Genomic DNA, 14,526 nt, shown 5'->3' on the forward strand with positions numbered 1-14,526 from the left:
AAGGATCCGGGAGGCCGCGGACAAGGCCCTAGATGAGCCCGTGCTCCCTCAGGTACTCCAGCTGCGCCCGCACGGACAGCTCCGCCGCCGGCCACAGGGAGCGGTCGACGTCGGCATACACACGGGCGACGACCTCGGCAGGAGTGCGGTAGCCGTCCTCGACGGCCGTCTCGACCTGGGCGAGGCGGTGGGCGCGGTGGGCGAGGTAGAACTCCACGGCGCCCTGGGCGTCGTCCAGAACCGGTCCATGGCCCGGCAGGACGGTGTGGACGCCGTCGTCGACCGTGAGGGACCTGAGCCGCCGCAGGGTGTCCAGGTAGTCGCCCAGGCGGCCGTCGGGATGCGCGACGACGGTCGTGCCGCGGCCCAGGATCGTGTCGCCCGTCAGCACGGCCCGATCGGCCGGGAGATGGAAGCAGAGGGAGTCGGCGGTGTGGCCGGGCGTCGGGACGACCCGCAGCTCCAAGCCGCCCACCGTGATCACGTTCCCGGCGGCCAGGCCCTCCTCGCCCAGTCGCAGCGCCGGATCCAGGGCCCGCACCTTCGTGCCGGTCAGCCCGGCGAAGCGGACCGCGCCCTCGGCGTGGTCGGGGTGGCCGTGCGTCAACAGCGTCAGGGCGACGCGCTTGCCGGCCTGCTCGGCGGTGTCGACGACCGCGCGCAGATGGCCGTCGTCCAGCGGGCCCGGATCGATCACGACCGCCAGGTCGGAGTCGGGCTCGGAGACGATCCAGGTGTTCGTGCCGTCCAGCGTCATCGCGGACGCGTTCGGCGCGAGGACGTTGACCGCGCGCGGGGTCGCCGGGCCGGAGAGGACTCCGCCTCTCGGCTGGCCGGGAAGAGCGGCTGCGTCGGTCATGCGAAGAGGCCTTCCATATGGCTGGACGGGACGTCACCTCGGCGGTCGACGGCCGGGTCGGTGCTTCGAAGCGATCCCCGCGCTCGCGTCGCTCGAAGCGCTTTTGGCGGCGCGAGGGCTCCGGGGAGCCCGGGGGCCCCGGGGAGCCCGGACAGTCCAGGCAGTCCAGGCAGTCCAGGCAGTCCAGGCAGTCCAGGCAGTCCGGGAAGAATCCGTCCTCCGCCACGCGGCCGGCCACGAAGACCGCACGCGTCCTCCCGCCCTGGGATGTCCGTCATACGGAGCCCCCGGCTGTCGCGTCGGCCCCATCGGTCGCCCCGGTCGCCCCGGTCGCTCCGGTGGCCCCGATCGGAATGTGTTTGGTGAACTCGTCGTACCCCGGCCACGACAGCACGACCGCGCTCGCCTCCAGGCGTGCCTCTGCCAGGACGGGGGTCAGGTCGCGGCCGGGAGCCGCGGCGAGCGCCTCGGCGGCCGTGCCGTACGGGACGAGCCGGCGCAGCGTCGCGATGGTGGGCGGCATCATCAGCAGCTCGCCCTCGTCGTACGAGGCCGCCGCGTCCACCGGGCGGATCCACACCGTGCGGTCGGCCTCCGTGGAGGCGTTGCGGGTGCGCTGGCCCTCGGGGAGCGCGGCCACGAAGAACCAGGTGTCGTAGCGGCGGGACTCGAACTCAGGGGTGATCCAGCGCGTCCAGGCGCCGAGGAGGTCGGAGCGCAGGACCAGGCCGCGCCGGTCGAGGAACTCGGCGAAGGACACCTCTCGGGCGGCCACCGCGGCCCGGTCGGCCTCCCAGTCGGCGCCCGTGGTGTCACCGACGACGGAGTCGGACGTCGGCCCCGCGAGCAGGACGCCCGCCTCCTCGTACGTCTCGCGTACGGCCGCGCAGACGATCGCCTGGGCCGCCGTCTCGTCGACGCCGAGCCGCTCGGCCCACCACGCGCGCGTGGGGCCCGCCCAGCGGACGTGACGGTCGTCGTCGCGCGGGTCGACACCACCGCCGGGGTACGCGTACGCGCCTCCGGCGAAAGCCATGGAGGCGCGTCTGCGCAACATGTGCACGACAGGGCCGCCGTCGGTGTCCTTCAGGAGCATGACGGTGGCCGCGCGCTTCGGGACGACCGGGACGAGGGTGCCGTCCGCGAGAGCGCGGATGCGTTCCGGCCAGTCCTGGGGAAACCACTGCCCATTCGCCATGGGCGCGAGGCTATCCCGTGGTGCGCGAATGTTCGAGAGGTCCCCGAGGTCAGAGCGCATCCACGGGATGTCTGCGGAGACGCCTCGGGATCCCCCGGGGTGCCTGCGAGGCCTGCCCCCGTGGCTTCCCGAGGGGCTTCCGAAAGCCGCCTACGGGACGAGCTCCACCTGGATCTCGACCTCCACGGGCGCGTCCAGCGGCAGCACCGCGACGCCCACCGCGCTGCGCGCGTGGACGCCCTTGTCCCCGAGGACCTCGCCCAGCAGTTCGCTCGCGCCGTTGAGGACGGCGGGCTGGCCGGTGAAGTCCGTGGCCGACGCCACGAAGCCGACGACCTTCACCACGCGCGCGATGCGGTCCAGGTCGCCCGCGACCGACTTGACGGCGGCCAGGGCGTTCAGCGCGCAGGTGCGGGCCAGCTCCTTGGCCTCCTCGGGGGTGACCTCACCGCCGACCTTGCCGGTGATCGGCAGCTTGCCGTCCACCATGGGTAGCTGGCCGGCCGTGTACACGTACGGGCCGGACTGCACGGCCGGCTGGTAGGCCGCGAGGGGCGGCACGACCGCCGGCAGGGTCAGCCCCAGCTCCGCGAGCCTCGCCTCGACCGCGCTCACGCCTTCGGCCGCTTCAGGTAGGCGACGAGCTGCTCCGGGTTGTTCGGCCCGGGCACGACCTGGACGAGCTCCCAGCCGTCCTCGCCCCAGGTGTCCAGAATCTGCTTCGTGGCATGGACGAGCAGCGGCACGGTTGCGTATTCCCACTTGGTCATGGGGCCGACTGTATCCGCTGTTGCGGGAGGGCCTCTTCCACAGGCCATGTGGCCGATACCGCCCCCTGTTGTCCACAGTCTCCCGATTGTCTCGGGCGCCGAATGGTTACGCTCGAAGACGTGAGCAGGCTCCAGGTCGTCAGCGGCAAGGGCGGGACCGGTAAGACGACGGTCGCCGCGGCACTCGCCCTGGCTCTCGCCACGGCAGGGAAGCGGACGCTTCTCGTCGAGGTCGAGGGCCGGCAGGGCATCGCGCAGCTCTTCGAGACGGAGGCGTTGCCCTATGAGGAACGCAAGATCGCCGTCGCCTCGGGGGGCGGTGAGGTGTACGCACTGGCCATCGATCCCGAACTGGCCCTTCTGGACTACCTCCAGATGTTCTACAAACTGGGGGGCGCCGGACGGGCCCTGAAGAAGCTCGGCGCCATCGACTTCGCCACCACCATCGCGCCCGGCCTGAGGGACGTGCTCCTCACCGGCAAGGCGTGCGAGGCGGTCCGGCGCAAGGACAAGAACGGGCGGTTCGTGTACGACTACGTCGTCATGGACGCCCCGCCCACCGGACGCGTCACCCGCTTCCTGAACGTCAACGACGAGGTGGCCGGGCTGGCCAGGATCGGCCCGATACACAATCAGGCGCAGGCCGTGATGCGGGTGCTGAAATCGCCGGAGACAGCCGTGCACCTGGTGACGCTGCTCGAGGAGATGCCCGTCCAGGAGACCGCCGACGGTATCGCCGAGTTGCGGGCGGCGAAGCTCCCGGTGGGGCGGGTCATCGTCAACATGGTGCGCCCCGAGATACTGGACGAGGACGGCCTGGAACTCGTACGGAGCGTGACCCGTTCTTCCGTTGCCCGTTCGTTGTCCGCCGCCGGGCTCGGCGGGGCGCGACGCGGTGGGCACGCCGAGCGGCTGGTGGGCCCGCTCCTCCAGCAGGCCGAGGAGTACGCCGAGCGGTACGCGCTGGAGCGCGAACAGCGCGCGGTCCTCGGCGAGCTCGACCTGCCGCTGCACGAACTGCCGTTGCTCGCCGAGGGCATGGACCTCGCGGGCCTGTACCAGCTCGCCACCGAACTGCGGAAACAGGGGATCGCATGAGTCCGGACCAGGCTCACGACCAGGGAAGCACCCGACGCCGTCTCTCCCCCGCGCCCGTGCTGGACCTCGATCCGCTGCTCGACGACCCGGCGACCCGCATCGTGGTGTGCTGCGGCTCGGGCGGCGTCGGCAAGACGACCACGGCGGCGGCGCTGGGGCTCAGGGCGGCCGAGCGGGGCCGCAAGGTGGTGGTCCTCACCATCGACCCGGCGCGCCGGCTCGCCCAGTCCATGGGCATCGACTCGCTGGACAACACCCCGCGCCGCGTCAAGGGCGTCGAGGGGGACGGCGAACTGCACGCGATGATGCTCGACATGAAGCGCACCTTCGACGAGATCGTCGAGGCGCACGCGGACGCCGACCGGGCGACCGCGATCCTGGGCAACCCGTTCTACCAGTCGCTCTCGGCGGGCTTCGCGGGCACGCAGGAGTACATGGCGATGGAGAAGCTGGGGCAGCTGCGCGCGCGGGACGAGTGGGATCTGATCGTCGTCGACACACCACCGTCCCGCTCGGCTCTCGACTTCCTGGACGCGCCGAAGCGGCTCGGGTCGTTCCTGGACGGCAAGCTGATCCGCGTCCTGCTCGCGCCCGCCAAGGTCGGCGGACGCGCGGGGATGAAGTTCCTGAACGTCGGGATGTCGATGATGACCGGCGCGCTCGGCAAGCTGCTGGGCGGACAGCTGCTGAAGGACGTGCAGACGTTCGTCGCGGCGATGGACTCGATGTTCGGCGGCTTCCGCACGCGCGCGGACGCCACGTACAAGCTGCTCCAGGCGCCCGGCACGGCGTTCCTGGTGGTGGCGGCTCCCGAGCGGGACGCGCTGCGGGAGGCCGCGTACTTCGTGGAGCGGCTGGCCGCCGAGGACATGCCGCTGGCCGGGCTGGTGCTCAACCGCGTGCACGGCAGCGGCGCCGCCCAGCTGTCCGCCGAGCGGGCGCTCGCCGCTGCGGAGGACCTCGACCTCGCTCATGCCCGCGCGGCAGAAAATCTTGAAGAGCCCCGCATTGTGGATCAGGACGGCGGGAAAGCTGGACTTCGTAACTCTCCCGACACGTACGGCAGTTCAGAATCTCCCGCAACCGATCCGGAGCGCGACGCCCCCACCGGCGCGGACCGGACCACGGCCACCGACACGGACCGGACAGCGAACGCCGACACGCACACCGGCGCGGAAGCGGACCGGACCGTGGACGACCTCACCGCGGACCTCTTGAGGCTGCACGCGGAACGCATGTACCTGCTCTCCCGCGAGCAGCGCACGCGTGATCGCTTCACCGCGCTGCACCCCGAGGTGGCGGTGTCCGAAGTGGCCGCGCTGCCCGGCGATGTGCATGACCTCACTGGACTGCGGGACATCGGGAACCGGCTCGCGACCAACCGGCCGGAGCTGCCCGAGGCTGCCGACGCCTGAGCCGAGGGTCCTCCTCAGCTCACCGCCGCGTAGTTCTCGTACATCTGGTCGTCGTCGAGCGGCAGGATGCCCGCCCCACGCTCGTACTCCGAACGCGCCGTCTCCAGGAGCCGACGCCAGGAGGTCACGGTCGGCCGCCTGCGCAGCAGTGCGCGGCGCTCGCGTTCGGTCATGCCTCCCCACACGCCGAACTCGACGCGGTTGTCGAGCGCGTCAGCCAGGCATTCGGTGCGTACCGGGCATCCGGTGCACACCGCCTTGGCCCTGTTCTGCGCTGCTCCCTGAACGAACAGTTCATCCGGATCGGTAGTGCGGCAGGCAGCCTGCGCACTCCAGTCGGTAACCCAGCCCATACCGGCGCCGTCCTCTCCCGAATCGAGGCTCCCCCACGGCGGCAGCGGCATATTCACCGCCGCCAGTTGAGGACGTTACGGAAGGTGGGCACAGCGCAACACCCCCTTCGGGCCCAATCTTGAATGGCCCGAACGGACTATGCGTAAGCGGCAGATCACCCGGGGGAGTGAGCCCGCGACATATGCGACTTTCCCGTCGAACGGGATAGTTCAGTTGAGTCACAACGGACGCCGGGTGACACACAAGGCGGATTCGGACACGCCCCTACCAGAAAGTTGGGAAACCTCCGGAACGATTCGGGGTCGCCGGACGTATTGATACGTAGCCCTGCTGCTGTGACAGTTGAGAGCAGCTTAGGCCAAGGCATTGACGCGTGTCCGGCGAATGAGAACGTAGGCTGCCCTCATGCCAAAGAAGCGCTCGGGCGGTGGTCTGTCGCCAACGCAGCAGGCCGCCAAGTTCCTCGGTGTCAGTGTGCTCGCGGGAGCCGTGCTGGCCGGTATCGCCCTGCCCGCGGTCGGTGCACTGGGTCTCGCCGCCAAGGGGTCGGTGGAGTCGTTCGACGAACTCCCGGCCAACCTCAAGACACCGCCGCTGAGCCAGCGCACCACGATCCTCGACGCCGAAGGCGGCCAGATCGCCACGGTCTACTCGCGTGACCGCACCGTGGTCGACCTCAAGAACGTCTCGCCGTACATGCAGAAGGCGATCGTCGCGATCGAGGACTCGCGCTTCTACGAGCACGGAGCGGTCGACCTGAAGGGCGTCCTGCGCGCGCTCAACAAGAACGTGCAGAGCAGCGGGGTCTCCCAGGGCGCCTCGACGCTCACCCAGCAGTACGTGAAGAACGTCTTCGTGGAGGAGGCCGGTGACGACCCGACGAAGGTCGCGCAGGCCACCCAGCAGACCATCGGCCGCAAGATCAAGGAGCTGAAGTACGCGATCCAGGTGGAGGAGGAACTCGGCAAGAAGAAGATCCTCGAGAACTACCTGAACATCACGTTCTTCGGCGAGCAGGCCTACGGCGTCGAGGCGGCCGCCCAGCGCTACTTCTCCACGCACGCCAAGGACCTCACCCTCCCGCAGGCGGCGCTGCTGGCCGGCATCGTCCAGTCACCCAGCCGCTACGACCCGGTGAACGACGAGGCCGAGGCCACCAAGCGGCGCAACACCGTGCTTCAGCGCATGGCCGAGGTCGGTGACATCTCCGAGGCCGACGCCGCCAAGGCGCAGCGGGCCCCGCTGGGCCTGAAGGTCAAGCAGCCGAAGAACGGCTGCATCACCGCCGTCAAGGGCGCCAGCTTCTTCTGCAAGTACGTGGAGCGCGTCTTCCTCAGCGACCCGGTCTTCGGCAAGACCAAGGAGCAGCGGGCGAAGGTCTGGAACCAGGGCGGCCTGACGATCCGGACGACGCTCGAACCGCAGGCCCAGAAGTCCGTCCAGGACTCGCTCAAGGACCACGTCTACAAGTCGGACAAGGTCGCCGCGGCCGCCACGCTCGTCGAGCCCGGCACCGGCAAGATCCTCGGCATGGGCCAGTCGAAGCCGTACGGCTACGGCAAGAACGAGACCGAGTACAACTACTCGGTCAACTCCTCCATGGGCGGCTCGAACTACGGCTTCCCGACCGGCTCGACCTTCAAGCCGTTCGTGGCCGCGGCCGCGCTGGAGGAGGGCCGCCCGGCGAACCAGAGCTACCCGGCGCCGTACGAGATGCCGTACCCGGAGACGGTTCAGACGTGCAGCAGCAAGCCCTGGACCAACCAGGGCAACGACAAGCTGGAGAACGAGAGCGAGTCCGAGAAGGGGCCGTACCAGCTGAGGAAGGCCATGGAGCTGTCGGTCAACACCTACTTCGTGCAGATGCTCGCCGACATCGGCATGTGCCCCGTGGTGAAGATGACCGACAAGCTCGGCGTGGTCCAGGGCAACGGCGACAAGGTCCCCGAGGTGCCCTCGTCGATGACCCTCGGCTCCACCGGCCTCTCGCCCCTGACCATGGCGAGCGCGTACGCGGCCTTCGCCAGCCGGGGCATGTACTGCACCCCGGTCGCGATCGAGTCGATCACCCAGACCGTCGGCGGCACGAAGAAGTCACTCGAGGTACCGAAGTCGACGTGCTCCCGGGCCATGTCCGAGAAGACCGCGGACACCGTCAACACGCTGCTGAGCGGTGTCGTCGACTCCGGTACCGGCCGGCAGGCCGGCCTGTCCGGCGGCCGCGCCAACGCCGGTAAGACGGGTACGACGGACTCCCGCAAGAACGCCTGGTTCGTCGGCTACACCCCGAACCTCGCGGGCGCCGTCTGGGTCGGCAGCGCCACCCAGAAGGTCGAGATGACCGACATCACCATCGGTGGCGTCTACCACGCCCAGGTCTACGGCGGCGACACCCCCGGCCCGATCTGGCGCGACGCGATGACCGGCGCGCTCGAGGGCAAGGAATCCCCGTCCTTCAACCTCGTCAACATCCCGAACCCGCCGCCCGCCAAGGACCCCGGCGACGGGGACAACGACGACGACAACGGAGACGGCAACGGGGACAACGGCGGCAACAACGACGGCTTCCTCAGCGGCCTGCTGACCAACGGCGGGACGAACGGCGGCAACTCGACCAACGGCTCCGACGGAGGCACCTTCTTCCAGGGCCAGACCAACGGGAACGGCAACGGCGGGGGTCGCGGCTGAGTCCGGTCGGGGTGGGCCGGACTCAGCCGGCCCGGTGGCCCGGCGGGTGGGCCGGTGGCCCGGCGGGGCGGACGGTGGCCCGGCGGGGCGGACGGTGGCCCGGCGGGGCGGACGGTGGCCCGGCGGGGCGGACGGTGGCCCGGCGGGGCGGCCCTTGGCTACGGCCGGCTCGCCGACTGAACGTCCGGCCCTGAGGCTGAGCTGAGAACGAGGACATGGAAAACGGCCCTCGCTTCTCGTACGGGACTTCTTCTCGTACGGAGAGGCGGGGGCCGTTCGTCGTGCGGGGGCTGCGCGTCGTGTGAGGCCCCGCGTCGTGCGAGGCCTCGCGTCGTGCGCGGCCTGTGGCTCGCCGGAGGCGGGAAGCCCGGCGGCGGGAGGCCCGGCGGCCGGCGGCGCCGAAGCGGCGGGGCCCCCCGCCGTTCGGGATCCCCGTAAGCCCGAGGGGCGCCGCAGCGGCGCGATCCCCAGGAACCCGGGATCCCCAGGAGCGCGGGATCGCCGGGAACTCGGATCCCCGAGCCCGGGGGCGTCGGAACGGCGGGAGGGCCGGGGCGGCGTCAGCCCGCGAGCAGCTTCTTGACGACTGCGGCGACGCGGCCGCCCTCGGCCAGACCGGCCACCTTCGGGTTCACGATCTTCATGACGGCACCCATCGCCCGCGGCCCCTCGGCACCGGCCGCCTTCGCCTCCTGGACGGCCTGGGCGACGATCTCGTTCAGCTCGTCTTCACCGAGCTGCTTGGGCAGGTACGTGGCGAGCAGCTCGCCCTCCGCCTTCTCCCGCTCGGCCGACTCGGCCCGACCACCCTGCGCGAAGGCGTCCGCGGCCTCGCGGCGCTTCTTCGCCTCCTTGGTGATCACCTTGAGGACCTCTTCGTCGGAGAGCTCGCGCTTCTGCTTGCCCGCGACCTCCTCCTTGGTGATCGCGGTGAGCGTGAGCCGGAGCGTCGAGGAGCGGAGCTCGTCGCGCTCCTTGATCGCGGCGTTGAGGTCTGCCTGAAGCTTCGACTTGAGCGTGGTCATGACTTGATTGTCGCAGGTGTGGGTGGCCGATCGCCCGCCGATTTAAGGGGCGGCGGCGCAAAGGGTGTTGGCGGCGTCTGACACGATGGACTTATGCGCGCGCGATACGGAGTACCTCTTTCCATTGCGGCGGCCGGCGCCACCGGTCTGGTGTACGCGGCGGGTTTCGAAGCCCGCTCCTTCCGACTGCGGCGGGTGACGGTCCCCGTCCTCCCCGCCGGGATGCGTCCTTTGCGCGTGTTGCAGGTCTCCGACATCCACATGGTCGGCGGCCAGCGCAAGAAGCAGCGCTGGCTGCGCTCCCTGGCCGGTCTGCGTCCCGACTTCGTGATCAACACGGGCGACAACCTGTCCGACCCGGAGGGCGTGCCCGAGGTACTGGACGCCCTCGGCCCCCTGATGGAGTTCCCCGGCGCATACGTCTTCGGCTCGAACGACTACTACGGCCCGAAACCGCGCAACCCCGCTCGCTATCTCCTCGAGAAGGTCCAGGGACGCCACGGCCTCAACGGCAACGCGCCCGTGGTCGGCGTGATCCACAACCCGTGGGAGGACCTGCGCGACGGCTTCGACGCGGCGGGCTGGCTGAACCTGACGAACACCAGGGGCGTGCTGAAGGTCGAGGGCGCGTCGATCGAGCTGACGGGCCTGGACGACCCGCACATCAAGCGCGACCGCTACGCAGAGGTGGCGGGCGGCCCATCGGCGTCGTCCGACTTCTCGATGGGCGTGGTGCACGCCCCGTACCTGCGGGTCCTGGACTCCTACACGGCGGACGGTTACCCCCTCCTCCTGGCCGGCCACACCCACGGCGGTCAGGTCTGCATCCCCTTCTACGGCGCCCTGGTCACCAACTGCGACCTGGACACGGACCGCGTGAAGGGCCTGTCGACGCACACGGCGCAGGGGCACACGTCCTACCTGCACGTGTCGGCCGGATGCGGCGCGAACCGCTACACCCCGGTGAGGTTCGCGTGCCCGCCGGAGGTGACGTTGTTGACGCTGGTCGAGAAGGAGTAGAGGAGCCAAGAGGACGGAGGGGACGGGGGGGACGGACGGAGATTCCCCCGAACGGCCCTCCCGTATCGCCCGTTCTGTGACCCTTGCCTAGCGTGAGGGCATGACCGCGCCGATACCCAGGGACATCCCGGATCTGCCCGCGATACCGCGGACCCACGCGCTCCTGCTCTCCTCCGTCCCCGCCTCGGCGGTGGTGGCCCCCGCACGCCGTCCGCTGGCCGCCGTCCTACGCCTGCTGCTGGCCGGCACCGCGGCCGCGGGCGTGACGCTCGCCCTATCGCTCGGCAGCCCCTTGCGGGTCTTGAGCCACTTCGCCATCCAGAGCAACATCCTGCTGGCCCTGGTCACGCTGCTCTCCGCCCGCCGCGCGTGGACGGCCCGCCGCCCCCTCCCAGCAGCCCTGACGGGCGCCGCGCTGCTGTACGTCATGATCACCGGGCTGGTCTACCACCTGCTCCTGGCGGACGCGGCCGTCCCCTTCTCGGTGACCGGCACGGCGACCGCCCCCACGGGCTGGCACCTGGTCGCCGGGCACCTCATCCACACCGTGACACCGCTGGCCGCCGCCCTGGACTGGCTGCTGCTGACACCCCCGGGCCGTCTGCGCCTGCGTCGGGCCGCCACCTGGATGCTCTACCCCGTGACCTACCTGGCGTTCTCCCTCGCCCGCGCCCAGCTGATCGCTGCCGACACGCCGGGCCGCTACCTCTACCCCTTCTTCGACGTCGAGGCCCACGGCTACAAGCACGCCTTGGCCAACGCCCTCCTCCTCGGCCTCTCCTTCTACGCCCTCGCTGTTCTCCTCGTAGCCCTCGACCACGTCCGCCCCAACCCGATCAGTCACCGCGCCAAAACCGGATTTCGTCTCGGGCCACCGGTGGGCTAAAGTAAACGACGTCGCCGCGACAAGCAGGACAAGCAGCGACATCGGGGTGTAGCGCAGCTTGGCAGCGCGCTTCGTTCGGGACGAAGAGGTCGTGGGTTCAAATCCCGCCACCCCGACAGCTAAATAGCAGATCAGAGGGCCTTTACCGAATCGGTAAGGGCCCTCTGGCGTTGCTGCGTGTCTAACTGCGTGACTATCGATTCCTGAGTGCCCGGCTGCGTGACTACGACAGCTACGGACGCTGCGGATCGGTGCCGAAGATACCGTCCATGGCGACGGCCCCGGTCTGGATGACGGGCCGGATCTGCTTCCGGTAGACCTCTTCCGTCACAGCCGTCCCAGAGTGCCCGACGAGCCGCGAAATCACCTCAAGCGGAACGCCACGGTCTGACAGCAGCGACACGAAGCTGTGCCGGAGCTCCCGCGGAGTCCACTCGTCGGCGTCGATCCCGTCGACGTCCTTGAGTGCCTGGCGGAAGGCGCGGCGCACGTTGGCGGCGTCGAGCGGCTTGCCCACGGCCGAGGAGAAGACGAGCCCGTGTTCCTCCCACTTCTCGTCAGCGGCGAGCCGATCCCAGCCCTGATCTTCGAATTGCTGCCACAGAGCATCGACACAGCGCGCCGGCAGAGCGAGCGTGCGCCGGGACTTCCGGGTCTTGGTGTCCCCGCTCTTTCGGACCGAGCGCCACACGGCGATATGCGGAGGCTGCGGCGGGTCGGCATCCGGCTTGCCCTTGAGAAAGACGTGCTCCCAGGTAAGCGCCCGAAGTTCCTCGGTCCGGGCCCCGGTCAGCAGCGCAAGGACGATGTACGCGTGCATCGAGGTGCCCTCAGCGCCCCTGAGTACGGCATCGGCCTGAGCAAAGGTGAGCGCCTTGGACGGCCGCCCTGCTCGACCCTGCGGCACCGAGCACAGCTCGACGACGTTTCGCTTCACCTTGTCCCGCGCCATGGCTCGTTTGACCGCGCGGTTCAGGTACGAGTGGATCGACTGGAGGGTGCGCGTGCTGAGTGTCTTCGCCTTGGTGGCCAACCAGCGGTCAACATCCTCCGCGCTGAGGTCTGGGAGCTTGCGAGCGCCGAGCGACGGAATGACGTGTTTCTCACTCAGCTGGGAACCATGCGCCCGTTCTCCACCTTGGACACGGTTGGTTGCCCCACACCGGCCCGCTGAGCCAAGACGGCACCCGTCAGACCAGCCTCTGCACGAAGCCCTCGAAGACGCATCCCGAGCGCCTTCATCAGCTCCCGCCGTTCACTCCCCATACCCAGGGTTCTACACCACAGAGCAGCAAGCGCCGGATGCTAAACGGCGATGATCGCCGCTCTCAGGCACCCCACGAGCTACCACCCGAACTCAGGGGGGCCAACAACTCGGGCGCCGACCTGCGCGGCCAGCCATGCGGCACGCTCGTCATGCCCGGGCCGCGCATGGATGAAGACGGTGTGCTCGGGCGCCCACTCCTCGCAGTGAATCGTGTGACTGTTGCACGCAACCTGCAACTCGGCGTACTTGTACTCCTCGCCCAGCCCAAGCTCCGGCACGGCCGGCCACTTCATGTTGTGCCACAGGATGTAGCACCTGGTGATGTCCGCCCAGGTTCCCAAGGCCTCGCGTGCCTGCATAAGGGTCGTGACCCCCATGCTCACACTCGCGCGCGGACTGGCCTCGCCCACCCCGTACCACTCGACTCTCGCCTCTGGAGAGGCCCCAGTCAGACGCCGCAGTTGATCGTCGTCATGCGCCCATGCGTCCAGGTAGCAACCATCGGGGTCATACCAGGACGCGACCAACAGCAACCTCTCCGCGAGCGTCAGCGCCTCATTCAGGTTCGTGGTCCGCAACACGGGCCAAGCATGCGTGTTCCCCATGTCGGCATCCTGGCAGAGTGATCGCTCTGCCTGCCGCGCATTTGAAGCCGGGCCAAGGCCCACCGCGTCAACCATCAGCTGGGATCGAAGTGTCAAGCATCTACCGGGACCGGACAGAGTACTGACGGTCGTTGAGTTACAACCTTCTTTACGGGTTCAAGGCGGCTCGCTCCGCTCCCCGCGCGCGGCACGGCCCCCGGCCGGGCCTGCGCTCCTGCCTCCGTCCGCTCCAGCCCGGCCGAGGTCCGTGCCGCGCACAACGATCAGCCGCCAAACTTAGCTGAGATCTGAGGTCAAGCCCCGAGCCGGACCTCCCCAAAGGTCCGCACACTTGGCGGCCGACCGGTGGACCTGGCTTGTCCTCGCCGTCTGCACGCAGATGAGGCTGGCCCGCCCGCTGGCGCTCGCCTACGGTTCGACGATGTGCCGCAGATAGGCATGCGGGTCGGCAAGATAGCGGCGCCAGTGATCCACGACGCCGAGCTCCCGCCAGGCGGCCCTCCGCATACCGTGCTCACCGACCTCGATGATGTCCGCGCCCGGCAGTGCGGTCAGCAACGGGGAGTGCGTGGCACAGACGACTTGGCCGCCCTCCTTGGCCAACCGGTCGATGTGCCCGACCAGTTCGAGGCACGAAGAGAAGGAGAGCGCCGCCTCCGGCTCGTCGAGAACATAGAGCCCGGCGTGGAGGAACTTTCCGCGGAACGCCGCGAGAAAGCCCTCACCATGGCTGAGATGGTCCGGCGAGAACCCCTCCCTGCCCAGGGCGTCCAGGGCGGTCTCGGCACGCAGGAAGAAGCCCTTGCGGGCTGACCAGCTGGTGACCATACGGCGCCCGCGCCCCGAGGCGGCGTCGAATTTCATCCGCTCGCCGAGGATCGACTTGCCGCGCGGGGAGGCGTAGCGCCAGTCGTGAGAGCCGCCGTAGGAGTCCAGACCGAACCCCTCCGCCAGCGCCTCGGCCAGAGTCGACTTGCCCGAGCCGTTCTCACCGACCAAGAAGGTCACCGGCGCGGTGAACCGCAGCCCTTCGTCGAGCAGCTGCCGAACGCAGGGCACCGACCAAGGCCAGGTCTCCTCGTCGTAGGAGGAAAGATGGACATACGCGCGTTCGATAATCACGTAACCAGTGTCCGTGCCGAGGCGTAACCCGTACGTGCCCCGCGCAGCGGGCGTCAGTAGGCGTCACAGCCCTCTGACCAGACCTGATGACCGCATACGGTTACCGAGGCGAGATGACCGTCCGCTTCGCCATCTGGGAGCAGACCAGCGGAGTCATCGGCCTGCCCGCCATGCCGTGAGCACACAGCCGGAACCCGACTCCACCATGCCCCGGCACAC

The 14,526-nt window shown here is 69.4% G+C and carries 13 protein-coding genes, 1 tRNA gene and 3 pseudogenes; 6 read left to right on the plus strand and 11 right to left on the minus strand.

All coding sequences use genetic code 11. The annotated features are described in order from the left end of the window. Positions 1-46 precede the first annotated feature (46 nt). The 5 genes and pseudogenes from ACIPFH_RS20945 to ACIPFH_RS20965 all read right to left on the minus strand — a co-directional run. Positions 47-166 (minus strand): annotated as a pseudogene (locus tag ACIPFH_RS20945) (MBL fold metallo-hydrolase); the annotation flags it as partial. 93 nt (positions 167-259) lie between these two features. Next, a pseudogene (locus ACIPFH_RS20950) lies at positions 260-859 on the minus strand (MBL fold metallo-hydrolase); the annotation flags it as partial. 274 nt (positions 860-1,133) lie between these two features. Next, positions 1,134-2,057 (minus strand): NUDIX hydrolase, encoded by a 924-nt coding sequence (locus ACIPFH_RS20955; protein ID WP_401828335.1) that lies wholly within the window; start codon positions 2,055-2,057, stop codon positions 1,134-1,136. A 150-nt stretch (positions 2,058-2,207) separates the two neighbouring features. Beyond that, complete coding sequence (locus ACIPFH_RS20960) at positions 2,208-2,672, minus strand: RidA family protein (RefSeq protein ID WP_401828337.1); 465 nt, start codon at positions 2,670-2,672, stop codon at positions 2,208-2,210. Beyond that, positions 2,669-2,827: a DUF4177 domain-containing protein gene (locus ACIPFH_RS20965; protein ID WP_353692860.1), complete on the minus strand. Its 159-nt coding sequence runs from the start codon at positions 2,825-2,827 to the stop codon at positions 2,669-2,671. Before ACIPFH_RS20965 ends, ACIPFH_RS20960 begins: the two co-directional genes overlap by 4 nt. Before the next feature lie 120 nt (positions 2,828-2,947). Here ACIPFH_RS20965 and ACIPFH_RS20970 point away from each other — a divergent pair, with 120 nt between their 5' ends. Further along, a complete protein-coding gene (locus tag ACIPFH_RS20970; RefSeq protein WP_401828338.1) occupies positions 2,948-3,925 on the plus strand; it encodes an ArsA-related P-loop ATPase in 978 nt (325 codons plus the stop codon). Beyond that, positions 3,922-5,340: an ArsA family ATPase gene (locus tag ACIPFH_RS20975; RefSeq protein ID WP_401828339.1), complete on the plus strand. Its 1,419-nt coding sequence runs from the start codon at positions 3,922-3,924 to the stop codon at positions 5,338-5,340. The genes ACIPFH_RS20970 and ACIPFH_RS20975 overlap by 4 nt, the downstream gene beginning before the upstream one ends. Positions 5,341-5,354: 14 nt before the next feature. Here the strand turns inward: ACIPFH_RS20975 and wblA are convergent, their stop codons facing one another. Next, positions 5,355-5,693 (minus strand): transcriptional regulator WblA, encoded by a 339-nt coding sequence (gene wblA, locus ACIPFH_RS20980; protein ID WP_189927108.1) that lies wholly within the window; start codon positions 5,691-5,693, stop codon positions 5,355-5,357. Between the two features lie 406 nt (positions 5,694-6,099). Here wblA and ACIPFH_RS20985 point away from each other — a divergent pair, with 406 nt between their 5' ends. Then, on the plus strand, positions 6,100-8,382 hold the full coding sequence (locus tag ACIPFH_RS20985; protein ID WP_401828340.1) for a transglycosylase domain-containing protein: 2,283 nt from the start codon (positions 6,100-6,102) through the stop codon (positions 8,380-8,382). A gap of 560 nt (positions 8,383-8,942) precedes the next feature. Here ACIPFH_RS20985 and ACIPFH_RS20990 read toward each other — a convergent pair. Continuing rightward, positions 8,943-9,407 (minus strand): GatB/YqeY domain-containing protein, encoded by a 465-nt coding sequence (locus tag ACIPFH_RS20990; RefSeq protein ID WP_356253366.1) that lies wholly within the window; start codon positions 9,405-9,407, stop codon positions 8,943-8,945. Between the two features lie 93 nt (positions 9,408-9,500). On the opposite strand from ACIPFH_RS20990, the gene ACIPFH_RS20995 reads away from it, so the two are divergent. The 3 genes from ACIPFH_RS20995 (at position 9,501) to ACIPFH_RS21005 (ending at position 11,429) form a co-directional block, all read left to right on the plus strand. Beyond that, the gene (locus ACIPFH_RS20995) at positions 9,501-10,427 is read left to right on the plus strand and encodes a metallophosphoesterase (RefSeq protein ID WP_356253363.1); all 927 of its coding nucleotides are present in this window, start codon (positions 9,501-9,503) and stop codon (positions 10,425-10,427) included. Between the two features lie 100 nt (positions 10,428-10,527). Next, positions 10,528-11,313, plus strand: coding sequence for a Pr6Pr family membrane protein (locus ACIPFH_RS21000; protein WP_401828341.1), 786 nt, complete (start codon positions 10,528-10,530; stop codon positions 11,311-11,313). Positions 11,314-11,355: 42 nt separating this feature from the next. Next, positions 11,356-11,429, plus strand: a tRNA-Pro gene (locus ACIPFH_RS21005). Positions 11,430-11,545: 116 nt separating this feature from the next. Here ACIPFH_RS21005 and xerC read toward each other — a convergent pair. From xerC to ACIPFH_RS21025, 4 genes and pseudogenes are all read right to left on the minus strand, one after another. Beyond that, positions 11,546-12,424: pseudogene (gene xerC / locus ACIPFH_RS21010) on the minus strand (tyrosine recombinase XerC); the annotation flags it as partial. Further along, a complete protein-coding gene (locus ACIPFH_RS21015; protein ID WP_401828343.1) occupies positions 12,421-12,579 on the minus strand; it encodes a helix-turn-helix domain-containing protein in 159 nt (52 codons plus the stop codon). The pseudogene xerC and the gene ACIPFH_RS21015, both read right to left, overlap by 4 nt. A gap of 78 nt (positions 12,580-12,657) precedes the next feature. Beyond that, positions 12,658-13,161, minus strand: a complete 504-nt coding sequence (locus ACIPFH_RS21020) for a hypothetical protein (RefSeq protein ID WP_401828344.1) — start codon at positions 13,159-13,161, stop codon at positions 12,658-12,660. A 432-nt stretch (positions 13,162-13,593) separates the two neighbouring features. Further along, entirely contained in the window at positions 13,594-14,307 is a 714-nt protein-coding gene (locus ACIPFH_RS21025; protein ID WP_401828346.1) for an AAA family ATPase, read from the minus strand. Between the last annotated feature and the right edge of the window lie 219 nt (positions 14,308-14,526).

This window comes from Streptomyces sp. NPDC088157 (assembly GCF_044741545.1).
Lineage (GTDB): Bacteria > Actinomycetota > Actinomycetes > Streptomycetales > Streptomycetaceae > Streptomyces.